Annotated in this window: 12 protein-coding genes; 11 read left to right on the plus strand and 1 reads right to left on the minus strand. The window is 33.8% G+C overall.

All coding sequences use genetic code 11. The features are described 5' to 3' along the window. Window positions 1-8: 8 nt before the first annotated feature. The 5 genes from IGJ18_RS04365 to IGJ18_RS04385 all read left to right on the plus strand — a co-directional run bounded on the left by IGJ18_RS04365 (window position 9) and on the right by IGJ18_RS04385 (window position 6,162). Window positions 9-1,445 (plus strand): O-antigen ligase family protein, encoded by a 1,437-nt coding sequence (locus tag IGJ18_RS04365; RefSeq protein ID WP_010738170.1) that lies wholly within the window; start codon window positions 9-11, stop codon window positions 1,443-1,445. A gap of 138 nt (window positions 1,446-1,583) precedes the next feature. Then, window positions 1,584-2,408: a LicD family protein gene (locus tag IGJ18_RS04370; RefSeq protein WP_034698873.1), complete on the plus strand. Its 825-nt coding sequence runs from the start codon at window positions 1,584-1,586 to the stop codon at window positions 2,406-2,408. Window positions 2,409-2,488: 80 nt separating this feature from the next. Further along, on the plus strand, window positions 2,489-3,460 hold the full coding sequence (locus tag IGJ18_RS04375; RefSeq protein ID WP_010738168.1) for a glycosyltransferase: 972 nt from the start codon (window positions 2,489-2,491) through the stop codon (window positions 3,458-3,460). A 9-nt stretch (window positions 3,461-3,469) separates the two neighbouring features. Beyond that, a complete protein-coding gene (locus IGJ18_RS04380) occupies window positions 3,470-4,894 on the plus strand; it encodes a lipopolysaccharide biosynthesis protein (protein WP_010738167.1) in 1,425 nt (474 codons plus the stop codon). A gap of 323 nt (window positions 4,895-5,217) precedes the next feature. Next, window positions 5,218-6,162, plus strand: coding sequence for an NAD-dependent epimerase/dehydratase family protein (locus tag IGJ18_RS04385; protein ID WP_034698875.1), 945 nt, complete (start codon window positions 5,218-5,220; stop codon window positions 6,160-6,162). A gap of 219 nt (window positions 6,163-6,381) precedes the next feature. Here IGJ18_RS04385 and IGJ18_RS04390 read toward each other — a convergent pair whose 3' ends face one another. Further along, window positions 6,382-7,551, minus strand: a complete 1,170-nt coding sequence (locus IGJ18_RS04390; protein WP_438843450.1) for a serine hydrolase domain-containing protein — start codon at window positions 7,549-7,551, stop codon at window positions 6,382-6,384. Window positions 7,552-7,747: 196 nt separating this feature from the next. Between IGJ18_RS04390 and mltG the strand changes: the two genes are divergently transcribed. The 6 genes from mltG (at window position 7,748) to IGJ18_RS04420 (ending at window position 12,964) form a co-directional block, all read left to right on the plus strand. Continuing rightward, entirely contained in the window at window positions 7,748-8,926 is a 1,179-nt protein-coding gene (gene mltG / locus IGJ18_RS04395; RefSeq protein ID WP_438842941.1) for an endolytic transglycosylase MltG, read from the plus strand. 142 nt (window positions 8,927-9,068) lie between these two features. Continuing rightward, on the plus strand, window positions 9,069-9,548 hold the full coding sequence (gene greA / locus IGJ18_RS04400) for a transcription elongation factor GreA (protein WP_010719721.1): 480 nt from the start codon (window positions 9,069-9,071) through the stop codon (window positions 9,546-9,548). Window positions 9,549-9,778: 230 nt separating this feature from the next. Beyond that, window positions 9,779-10,510 carry a cell wall-active antibiotics response protein LiaF gene (liaF, locus tag IGJ18_RS04405; RefSeq protein WP_010719720.1) on the plus strand — a complete coding sequence of 244 codons (732 nt, stop codon included), beginning with the start codon at window positions 9,779-9,781 and terminating at the stop codon, window positions 10,508-10,510. Beyond that, entirely contained in the window at window positions 10,507-11,574 is a 1,068-nt protein-coding gene (liaS, locus tag IGJ18_RS04410; protein ID WP_368020076.1) for a two-component system sensor histidine kinase LiaS, read from the plus strand. The genes liaF and liaS overlap by 4 nt, the downstream gene beginning before the upstream one ends. Window positions 11,575-11,580: 6 nt before the next feature. Beyond that, window positions 11,581-12,213 (plus strand): response regulator transcription factor, encoded by a 633-nt coding sequence (locus tag IGJ18_RS04415; protein WP_010719718.1) that lies wholly within the window; start codon window positions 11,581-11,583, stop codon window positions 12,211-12,213. An 85-nt stretch (window positions 12,214-12,298) separates the two neighbouring features. Continuing rightward, window positions 12,299-12,964 (plus strand): potassium channel family protein, encoded by a 666-nt coding sequence (locus tag IGJ18_RS04420; protein WP_010719717.1) that lies wholly within the window; start codon window positions 12,299-12,301, stop codon window positions 12,962-12,964. Window positions 12,965-12,966 lie beyond the last annotated feature (2 nt).

Below are 12,966 nucleotides of genomic sequence, written 5' to 3' on the forward strand. Positions count from 1 at the left end.
AGGATAAAATGTTTACTAAATTTTCAAAGCAATTCCATAGTATAGGACAAAAAATAGCATTGCCCTATATTGTTTTTTTTGAGCTTGTCTTAATCTGTCGGATGGTTAGTGTTTATTCCACACTACCACCAAAAATCGATTCCATCTTTTCGATGATTATCATGTTATTATCAGGAGTCATTTTCCTTAGCCACTTTTTACCAATGATTCTCGAAAAAAAGAAAATAAAAATTGAATATTGGTTAATTGTTTTTATAGTGATTCTAGCAATCAGTACATTGTTGAATCGAGAATATGCTTTCACGGAAAACATCAAACTGATTATTTGGCAATGTATCTTTTTCTTTTGTGTATTTGAAGTGGGAAGAGAAAATAACAAAAAACTATTTACTGTGTTTGAAACGATTCTTTTAGTTGTTTGGTCTGCACTTGTCCTATTTTCTCTTTATTTGTTTTTTGCTCGTGTAAGTTTTTCTACGCCAGTTAAATCATTGTATTATGGCATGCGAATCGGTTTTTTTGAAAATCGTCTTTATGGGATTTTTGTTGATCCAAACTATGCGACAACTATTTCATTGGTTTGTATTATTTTTGCCCTTAGAAAAGCTATTTTTAATCAAAAGCTATGGGTGAAAGTTCTTTCTATTTTTGTTATGTTTGTTCAATTTAGCTATATTTCTCTCTCAGGTTCAAGATCTGGTATGATCCAATTGGTAGTTGCGGCCTTTTTTGGTGTTTTCTTCTTTTACTTATTTTATCAGTCGAAAAAAAATCAATCGTTAGTATTGAAAGTAGTAGGAGCAACAGTCCTAGCTGCGATTAGTTCAGCCGTTGTTTTTGGTGGCGTATCATTGATGAAAACAGGTTACGTCAATGTAGCAAACCGTGTGGAAATCACAAGTCCTAAGGTCGTTGACTTTTTTGAAAAAGATTCAGAGAAAAAAATTCCTGACGAAAAATTGGTCACTACCGAAAGACCGGATGTTGTTGAAAATAAAGATATTTCTAACAGTCGTTTTGCTTTATGGAAAAGTGCAACTGAATTGATGCGACTTGAACCCATTTTCGGAACAACACCAAAAGGTTTTGTGGCAATTGCCAAAGCTAAAATCCCAGAGACTCATATTGCTAAAACGGGGCAAACACCTCACAGTGCCTTTTTCTATCTATTAGCAGCAACTGGTATCTCTGGAACAATTGTTTTTGTCCTGTTTTTACTATCAAAAATGTGGCAGTCTTTGCGGATACTATTTGCTACAAAGCAAAAAAATTATCTGGAATTTCTGATAGATAATCAAATTGTGTTGATCATCTTAGTCTCTAGTTTATTGATTACTGAAATTATACTAACTAGACGTTCTGCAACATTTATTTTCTGGTTGTATTTAGGAAAACTTCAATATGATTTCGATCAACAAAAACAATTGAACAGACTGGAAAAATAATTAAGGTAATAGGAAAAATCCTTGCAGAGAAACAAAGGATGCAAGGATATTTTCTATTATTGGTCAATTTGATGATCAAAGGCAAATAAATATTCCCGTTCGTTAGTAAAAAATTTAATTGGATATAGGAGACTTCTTATGAGAGAATTAACAATGGCAGAGGTACAAAAAAAAGCAGTTGATATTTTAGTTTATATTGATAAAATCTGTCGTGAAAACAACCTAAAATATACCATATTTTATGGAAGTCTGATTGGTGTTGAACGCCATCAAGGTTTTATCCCTTGGGATGATGATATTGATATCGTGATGCCCCGACCAGATTATGAAGAATTGCTTTTGATCTTAAAAAATGATACAAATTACAAGTTGTTGTCCTTTGAAACAAGAGAAAATTTTAGATATCCATTTGCAAAAGTGATTGACCCAAAAACTGTAGCTAAAACAAAGCAGTTTTTTAGTGGGGAAGAACCTGATTTAGGCGTTTTTGTTGATATTTTTCCTATTGACGGCATTCCAGATTCTGCTACAGAACGTCAAGCTCTAAGAGAGACAACAGAGAATTATCGTCTAAACTTAATGGACACTTTGGGATTAGCTTATGCTCGAAGCTTTGATTTTTTGAAAGCAGTCGTAAAATTAGTAGTGCGTTATCCTCATCATAAAAAATTATTGAAAATCGGAGATAATGTCTATTGGCAAAAAAAATATCAAGAAGCTGCTAAAAAAATCCGATTTGGAGATACGGACACATGTGGTTATTTAGAATGGATTCATATTGATTGGGGTGTTTTTCCAACGCAATGGTTTACTGAATATGAAGACGTCGAATTTGAAGGACACAAAGTAATGGCTATCAAAAATAGAGGAGATTTTCTTACATTGCGTTACGGAGATTACATGACAATGCCACCGGAAAATGAACGCGTGACACACCATCCGTATAACTTTTACGAAAAATAGCCTCTCGAAATGGTTACAAAAAGTAAGACGAAACAACAAAGTAGCATCTTTAATACTATATCTTAGAAGGAGTGAAGTAAATGCGTGAAAAACTGCAAACAACTGTTGTAATGGCTACATATAATGGCGAAAAAAATATTATAGAACAGCTCAATTCTTTGAAGAATCAATCTCAAAAAATTGATGAAGTTATCATAAAAGATGATTGTTCAACTGATCAGACAGTCAATATTGTACGAAGATTCATTGAAGAAAATCAGTTACAGGCTACCTGGCAATTGATTGTTAATGAAGAAAACGTTGGATGGCGAAAAAACTTTTTTAAACTGCTGGATTTAGCAAGTAAAGATGTTGTGTTTACTTGTGACCAAGATGATATTTGGCATGAAAAAAAGATTGAAGAAATGAGTCGTACTTTTGCGAATCAACAAGTTCAAGTTTTAGTATCAGATTATCATGAATTAGTAGAGCCAGGTGGTTTAGCCGAAGAGTTAAAACGGGTTGATACAGAAAAAATAGAGGGACAATCAGAAGAACGAGTGGTTTTTAATGAAAACAACTTATTCCTAAGACGTCCAGGCTGTGTCTATGCTATTCGCCAAAGCTTTATTGCGAATGTGATGCTTTATGCTTCAAGAATGGAGAATGCAGTCCATGATATGTCCATGTGGGGAAGTGCTGTTTTAAGCAATGGGTTATTTCTCTTAAGAAAACCGTTGATTGAATGGCGTAAACATGGTCAAAGCTCTTTTAAAAAAGAAATTGACCAAGCAAACAAAGTAACAGCCTACCAAAAAAGACTAAATACGTTACGGCGAAGATTGCAACGTGTACATGCAGCCAATAACTATTTAGCTAATTTAACTGATATAGATGATTTTGAGAAGAAACAAAAAATGCTCTTGTCAATGATTGATGAACTAGAAATGCGTATTGCTATATTAGAAAAGGAACAGTTATCAACAATTCTTGCTTCTTTCTTCCGCTATAAGCGTAAATTTTATTTTGGTACTGATATCTATCATCTTATAAAATATAAGTCAGGAAAGTGAGGTATCAGCATGAACCATAAAGCAAAAGCTGTCGCAAAAAATCTATATTATACCGTAGCAGCTAACTTTGCTACATTAGGTATTTCTGTCCTTTTAAATTTATTTGTTCCAAAATTATTAGGAGTGACTGAATATAGTTATTGGCAACTCTATGTCTTTTATTCTTCTTATGTAGGATTCTTACATTTTGGTTGGATTGATGGTATTTACTTGAAAATCGGTGGAGAAGAGTACAAAGACATTGATAAACGTTCTTTAGGATCGCAGTTTTGGTATTTAGCGATATTTGAATTTTTTGTTTCGATTTTCGTTATTTTATGGGCTTACTTCTTTATGCCTGGAGAATACCAAGCACTGATCTTGATTTTGACAGCTGTTGTTTCTGTAGTGACCATCGTTAAAACATTTATTCTCTATATTTTCCAATCAACAAATAGGATTAAAGAGTATGCCCAGTTATCAAGAAATGATCGCTATTTATATGTTGTCTTAATCGGTATATATTTTGCCACTGGTGGGCGGGAATTTTACTGGTTGATCATTATGGATATCATTTCAAAATTAGTGATTACAATTTGGGGAATGACCCGAATAAAAGATATGCTACAAGTTAAAATGATTGGTCTAAAAGAACTAGTACCTGAAATCTTAGATAACATTAATATTGGTAGCAAATTAATGTTGAGTAGTATTGCTAGTATGTTAATTATGGGTACGATCCGTTTCTTTGTTCAACAACAATGGTCAATCCAGACTTTTGGTAAATTATCTTTTACTTTAAGTATCTCTAATATGTTTTTGACCTTTATCAATGCGGTGGGGATCGTCATGTTCCCGCTTTTAAGAAGAACAAATCGAGATCGTCTTTCTTCTTTATTTCAAACACTAAGAGGTGTATTTGTTCCTTTGACGTATGCTATTTTGATTTTTTATATTCCAGCAAAAATCGTTTTAGGCATGTGGCTACCTGAATATGAAGTTAGTTTAAGATTCATGGGGATCTTATTTCCAATCGTTATCTATGAAGGAAGAATGTCCTTATTAATCAATACCTATTTGAAGACATTGCGTAAAGAAAAAACGATTCTAATGGTAAACGTCTTGACGTTGACCTTATCCTTACTTCTTTCTCTATTCGTCATTTTCATCATAGGGAATTTAAACTTAACTGTCGGATTAATACTTGCTAGTTTAGCATTCCGTTGTAATTTAGCTGAATTTTTCTTGTGTAGAGATATGAATATTAAAATTGGTGCTAAAATGTTTTTAGAAACCTGTCTAACTTTATTATTCATTTTTAGTAATCTTTGGTTTGATGGCACTTATATGAGTATGGTTGCCTATATTGTGATATATATCATTTATTTAGTGATTGTCCATCGTGGTTTTTTGAGCGACTTAAAAGATTTGCGATACTTAGTCAAAGATCATTAATATAAAGAAGACAGTGAGGGACTGTGACAAAAGACTTGTCACAGTCCCTTATTCTTGCAAAAGGTGATAGAGAAATACATCCTTGACCAACTTCTGCCAAGGCAATAACAAAGAAGCAGCGTTTAAATAAGAAAAATATTATCTACTATTAGAATATTTTATGCATGGCATGGTTTTCTTGTTAGACAGGAGATAACTATTGGAAAGGGAACATTTAGTCTATGATCGCTCTATTTAGGGCATATATATAAGATAGTATTCTCAGAATAAACGTGTTACACTAAACTTATCTTTTATGTAAATCAATAATTGGAGTGAAAATAGTGGAAAAAATATTGATTACCGGTGGGGCTGGTTTTATCGGTTCTACCTTAGCCAATCACTTAGGTAAAGAAAATGTAGTGATTGTTGTTGATGATTTATCAATGGGAAAAGTAGAAAATCTTGAGATGGATAGAAACATCACGTTCATCGAAGGTGATGTAGCGGATTCAGTATTGATGGAAGAAATCATCCGTGCCAATCAATTTGACTACATTTTCCATTTAGCGGCAGTTGCTAGTGTGGCAGATTCGGTTGCCCGGCCAGTAGAAACACATCGAGTTAATTTTGAAAGTGTGCTGATGCTGTTAGAATTGATCCGGAAATATCAACCAAACTTAAAACGAATCGTATTTAGTTCTTCAGCAGCAGTTTATGGGGATGAACCAACTTTACCAAAAAAAGAGGAATCCATTATTCGTCCATTAACCCCTTATGCAATCGATAAGTTTGCAGCTGAACAATATGTTTTGGATTACTGTCATTTATATGATGTTCCAGGAAGTGCAGTTCGTTTCTTCAATGTTTACGGACCAAACCAAAACCCAAATTCACCTTACAGTGGTGTGATTTCAATCTTAGTTGATCGTTATAAAAAACAATTAGCGGGAGAAAAAACGTCATTTACTTTATATGGAGACGGTAGCCAATCAAGAGACTTTGTCTATATCGATGATGTGATCCAAGCTTTACTTCTGGTAGCTAACAAAGAAGCGGCTTTAGGCGAACAATTTAATGTCGGAACGGGAAAAGCAACTACATTATTAACATTGATCCAGACGATTGATCAAATTTTAGAGACGGAATTAGCTTTAGAATATCAGCCAGAACGTTCAGGAGATATTCACGATTCATTAGCAGATATTTCTAAGATTCAGTCTATTGGTTATCTACCAAAATATGATGTATTAAGTGGTATGAAAAGCTATTTAAAAACTGAAATATAGTGAATAATAAGAGTCGACAGTTCTTATTCGTACACTTGAAAAGTGGATGGTACGAAATCTTAAACTTTGAGAAATAGAACTATGATAGTCGGATAAATACAGTCGCCATGCAAAAGTCAGATAACATTCTAACTTTTGCATGGCGATTTTTTTAATAAAAAAATTTTTGAACTATGACGTACTTAATTTTTGGGACGATAATCTTTTTCGTTTTCAGGATTAATTTTCTTCTAATATCTTGGACCCTTCAATTAAATTATAAATTCGATTTCGCAAGTCTAGAGCAGTTAATTTTATTTTTTTATCTGATTGGTCGTTACTTTCCATGACAACCGCATCTTTCAAATCACGTTTGAAAACAGCGACTGAATGGAAACGATTGATGTTTCCTTGTGCCAAAACATAATCATTACCACAATAGACACCACCACGATATGGGTGGCCAGTAGGACTGGGTTTCCATAATGTAAAAAGTAATTTCTGTGGGATCATTTTACCTGATAAAACTTTAGTGAAAAACGTATTTAAATCAAGCACCGACATACTGATATTTCCAGTCCCTAATTCATTATGGATCGCTGTTTGCGATTCAGTTAATGGCTTCCAGTAATCATCACGAGCAGACATCTGATAGGAAACGGCATGATGCGGAGAGTTTTTGACTTGATCATAAAAAGCGGTCTGTTTCAAATCCAAAGGTTTGATAATCTCATTCTCTACTAATTTTTCATAAGGTTGGTGAGTTAAGTTGATTAAAATACCCGCTAAAATTGTAAAGTTTAATGGTTCATAACGATAAGTATGGTAGTCAACTAATTTTAGATGTTGAACCGCAAATTGAACGACTTCTGTATCTGATAATGGGGTAGTAGGTTTAGCTGTAGGTTTCAACCCAGATCTCATATAAAGTAGATCTTCAATGGAAATCTTTTGACTATTCGGAATTTGAGGATAAAACTTAGCCAATTTCGTATTCAAAGAAAGGTGTCCTAATTCTACTTGTTTGAGAATTAACAGAGCTGTCATCGCTTTTTGAATCGAGCCAATTTGATAGTAAAGATAAGGGCTGTTTAACTGATCATTTTCTTTGTTCGCATAACCATAGCCACGCTCAAAAATCACATGATTATTTTTCTTTACATAAATTGAGCCAATGTAATCATGTTTAATTAACAGGTGGTTGATTTTTTCTGATAATTTTTTTTCTTCAGGTGTAAGCGATAATGTCTGTTTAGGTTTTAGTGAATCGGAATCATTTTTAGCTTGTTCTTTCGTATAAATAGTCCATCCTAAAATCATACCGGTGGAAAGTACGCTAATACTGAGCAATACTAGAATGATAGAGAAAAAAGGAAATGACCCTTTTTTTGCATGTTTGCCTTTTTTTATCATTGTGTCATAAGGTCCTTTCATTTTCGCTAATAGTTAAAATAACTATTGTATTTATTGATATTAATTTTAATCTGTTTTTATTTGATTTACTACTTACAATTTTGATAGAATATTTAAATAAATTAATTCACGTCAATCAAAATATCATGTATAATAGATGAAGTTACGAAGTTGATAGTAAGGAGGAGTTGTTTTGTCAGAAAACAAACAACGTCCAGAAGAGAAAAAAAACAGATCAGACCAATCTGCTGAAAAGAATGCAGTCATTAATCAGAGAAAAAATTTGCGAAAAAAAGAAGAAAAAATCGTTGGTAAAATCATTTTAGTGATCGTTTTGACGTTGCTAATCATTGGAGGCGTCCTTGGATTCACCATTTACCGCTATGTGGATAGCGGGTTGAAACCATTGGATCCTAAAAATGATCAACTTGTTCAAATTGAAATACCTAGCGGTTCATCAAATAAACAAATAGGTGAGATACTCGAACAAGATCAAGTGATTAAAAGCGGCATCGTGTTCAATTACTATACTAAATTTAAAAATATGACTGGCTTTCAAGCTGGATATTATCAAATGGCACCAAATATGACTTTGGATGAGATCGGAAAACAATTGCAAGAAGGTGGCACCTCAGAGCCAACTAAAGTAGCAGATGGCAAAGTCGTGATACCGGAAGGATACGACATTGAACAAATCGCTGCTAGAGTAGCGAAAGTCACTGGAAAAGATAAACAAGAATTTTTAGATTTGATGAAAGATGAAACGTTTTTCAATGAGCTTTATAAAAAATTCCCAGATTTATTGGACAGTGCGAGCAAAGCTCAAAATGTCAAATATCGCTTAGAAGGTTATTTGTTCCCGGCTACTTATGATTACTACAAAAAAATGTCGTTGAAAGATTTAGTCGTTCAGATGGTAAACAAGACAAATAGCGTGTTACAGCCTTATTTTACAACCATCAAACAAAAAAATATGACGGTTCAAGAAGTCCTGACGTTGGCCTCATTAGTTGAAAAAGAAGGGATAAAAGAAAACGATCGTAAAAACATCGCCCAAGTATTTTTCAACCGTATCAAGGCAGATATGCCTTTACAATCAGATATCTCTGTTTTATATGCCTTGGGAGAACACAAAGAAACGGTATCTTATAAAGATACGGCTGTCGACTCTCCATATAATCTATATACGAACACAGGCTATGGTCCTGGACCATTTGATAACCCTAGTGAAGCAGCTATCGAAGCCGTATTAGAGCCGACTCAAAATGATTACTACTATTTTGTGGCAGATATCAATAAAGGCGATGTTTATTTTGCAAAAACTTACGAAGAACATTTGGAATTAGTTGATAAATATGTCAATAATTCGTAGAATAGTATTTGTATCATCGACTATTTATTTAAAATAGAAAAACATTTACATTTTAGGAAAAGCGTGGTAATCTTTTTTGGATTATATTCCTCAAAAGATTACTTTTTGCGGTATTCCATAGATCAAGAAGGAGACGTTATACATGGTTGAGAAAGTTTACCCGATGACTCTAGAAGGCAAAGCCAAACTAGAAGAAGAATTAGAACAATTAAAAACAGTTAAACGCGGAGAAATCATTGAACGCATTAAAATCGCTCGTGGATTTGGTGATCTATCTGAAAACTCAGAGTATGAATCTGCTAAAGATGAACAAGCGTTTGTTGAAGGTCGAATCACAACAATCGAAAATATGATTCGTTTTGCTCAAATCATTGACAATGACGGTGTTGATGCAGATGAAGTATCAATTGGTAAGACAGTGACATTTATTGAATTACCGGATGGTGAAGAAGAAGAATACACAATCGTAGGAAGTGCAGAAGCTGATCCATTTTCTGGTAAAATTTCTAATGATTCACCAATTGCTCAAGCTTTGATTGGTAAATTAGTCAATGATGAAGTAACGATTGCTACCCCTGGTGGCGATATGTTAGTTAAAATCGTTAAAGTAGAGCAAGCATAAGAAATACTTGAACAAAAATGAAGTTGTGACATCTACAACTTTGAGCAATAAGCCGAAGAATCAGAAAATCGTTTCTCCGATTTTTGGGATTCTTCGGCTTATTTATTTTTCTAAGGAATGAGTGTCCAGAACCATTTGACTTAGGACAAACTTTACATCTCAAGTCCTATAGTATATTTCTAAAAAAATAGCTATGATAGAATGAGAATGTGCATGAAAGGAGAATAAAGATGAATAGTTCTTGGCGTTTTTTTATCGTAGTCGAGGCTTTATTATTACTATTTGCAGTTTGGCAAATTGTGAACAACGTAGAATTACTTCTTCTCGTATTGTTTGGTGCATTGAACATATATTTAGCATTAAGAAAATATCCACGATCTGGATTTCGAAATTTTCAATTGATTATAGGGAGTTTGATCGTTTTCTTTAGTTTAGTCAATAGCCCTGCACTATGGTTGATGGCAGTATTTGCGATCTTGTTTATCGGACTAAAAGGGGTTGAAATTTCTGGGATTGATCTAACAAAAAATACCTTTTGGCGAAAGAAACAGATGATCATGGTACAAACCGATCAATTAAAAACACATAATAATGAACGAAAAAAACAACAATTATTTGGAAATCAACGTATTGGTAATGATGTTTATGAATGGGATGACATCAATATTGCTTTAATTTCAGGGGATACGATCATTGATCTTGGCAATACATTGTTACCAAAGGATGATAATATCGTTATTGTGCGAAAAGGAATTGGCAGAACGAGAATTTTGGTACCTTTAGGGATTGCCATCAGTTTAGAGCATGCGACACTTGTTGGAAATGTTTTATTTGAAGAGGAACAATTTTCATTAAAAAATGAATCCATCAAAATTTATAGTAACGATTATGATGAAAACCCAAGACGGTTAAAAATCATCACGAATACATTACTTGGTGACGTTGAGGTGATACGTGTATGATGAGCAGATTATCAAAATTAATGATGGCAATCTATGCCTCAGCGGCTTCTTTTTTAATCATCTTGTTTTCGTTGTTCACTTATTTTTATGCAAGTAACCAAACGAATTGGTGGCGTGCCATTTTAAGTGCAAGACTATTGTATGTGCCGCTGATTTTTCATTTGTTTGCTATTGCCTTAGGTGTCGGATTAGTGTTTTTTTTGATAGTATCACTTATCCAAAAAGCAAAGTATGGTAAAATTGAAGAAAAATTAAGAGCATTATCTTCTGGTAATTATGAGTCTAGTCATTTGAATGAACCCATTCCCAGTGCAAATGATGATATTTATGTACAAGATATTGATAAAGAAATAACCAAAATAAAAGAAAAAATGATTGAAGTTTCTAGTGAACTACAAATTATCACTAGCAGACCCCAGTATGTGGATGGACAGACAAGAGAGGAAATCTTAGAACTAGAAAGGCATCGTTTAGCCCGGGAACTCCATGATTCTGTCTCACAACAATTATTTGCAGCGATGATGATGATGTCTGCTTTAACAGAACAAGCCGAAAAAACAGATAGTTCAGAAATATTTCGCAAACAATTACGTATGGTTGCTGATATCATCAATGCTTCTCAATCTGAAATGCGCGCGCTCCTACTTCATCTTCGCCCAGTGAATCTGGAGGAGAAGAGTTTGAAACAAGGAATTGAGCAATTATTAAAAGAACTACAAAATAAAATTCAAATTTCATTGAAATGGGAGATCGAAGACGTAAAATTGTCCAATTCGATTGAAGATCATCTTTTTCGTATCGTGCAAGAATTATTATCCAATACCTTACGTCACGCTAAAGCAAATGAATTAGAAGTTTATTTACACAAAATCAATAATAACTTATTGTTACGAGTGATTGATGATGGTACCGGGTTTAATATGAACGAAACGAAAACAGGTAGTTATGGATTAAATAATATTAGGGAACGGGTAGCAGGTATTGGTGGAACAGTTAAAATTATTAGTTTTAAAGGACAAGGCACCAGTATTGAGATCAAAGTTCCTTTGATCAAGGAGGCATAATTGAAAATGATACAAGTATTACTCGTAGATGATCATGAAATGGTTCGCTTAGGAGTTTCCTCTTATTTATCGATTCAAGAAGACATTCAAGTGATCGGTGAAGCAGAAAATGGTCGAGAAGGCTATGAAAAAGCAATGGAATTACGACCTGATGTGATTTTGATGGATCTTGTTATGGAAGAAATGGATGGGATTGAATCAACTAAAGCTATTTTAAAAGACTGGCCTGAAGCAAAAATAATTATTGTAACCAGCTTTATCGATGATGAAAAAGTTTATCCAGCCATTGAAGCAGGTGCAGCGGGATATCTATTAAAAACTTCTACCGCTCATGAAATTGCAGATGCGATCAGAGCAACTCAAAGAGGGGAACGAGTGTTAGAACCTGAAGTAACAACAAAAATGATGGAAAAAATAAGTAAGAGAAACGAGCCAATTCTTCATGAAGAATTGACAAAACGCGAAAATGAAATCCTGATGCTGATAGCAGAAGGAAAAAGCAATCAAGAGATTGCAGATGAATTATTTATTACTTTAAAAACAGTCAAAACCCATGTCTCAAATATATTAGCAAAATTAGAAGTAGAAGATCGAACGCAAGCAGCTATTTATGCTTTCAAACATGGACTAGTTAAATAAATTGTTTATTCTACAAAAGAAAGCTTACTTTCGTTTTTAGAAAGCCTTTGCTATACTTAAATAAAATAGGTAAGGGAGGAAGCAAGTGAAACAAAATTTTGCAATTGTCGGGCTTGGACGATTTGGTGGCAGTATTTGCCGAACCTTAGTTGAAGCAGGACAAGAAGTATTAGCTATTGATAGCAATGAAGATCGAGTCAATGAATATATGAATATCGCTACGCATGCAGTTGTAGCAAATGCACAAGATGAAATGACATTGCGTTCACTAGGAATCAGAAATTTTGATCATGTGATTATTGCAATCGGTGAAGATATCCAAGCAAGTATCCTCGTTACATTAATGGTCAAAGAGATGGGAGTTCCCAACATCTTAGCTAAAGCTCAAAATGAATATCATGCAAGAGTGTTAGAAAAAATCGGAGCAGATCGTGTGGTTCACCCGGAAAGAGATATGGGGATTCGTATTGCTCATAATCTTGTTTCAAAAAATATATTGGATTACTTAGAACTATCGGATCAATTTTCTCTTGCAGAAATTCGAGTTTCTAATCCCAAATTTTTTAATAAAACATTAGCGGAGCTGAATTTTAGGCAACGTTATGATCTAACAGTTGTAGCAATTCGACGCTTTGATCGTTCGGTCGTTGTTTCACCTTCAGCAGATGAATATGTCAGAGAAAATGATAATTTATTAGTAATTGGGGAAACCGAAGATGTAGATATATTAGACGATAAAATGAATCAATAAGG

It is taken from the genome of Enterococcus sp. AZ078 (genome assembly GCF_051714985.1).
Lineage (GTDB): Bacteria > Bacillota > Bacilli > Lactobacillales > Enterococcaceae > Enterococcus_B > Enterococcus_B hirae.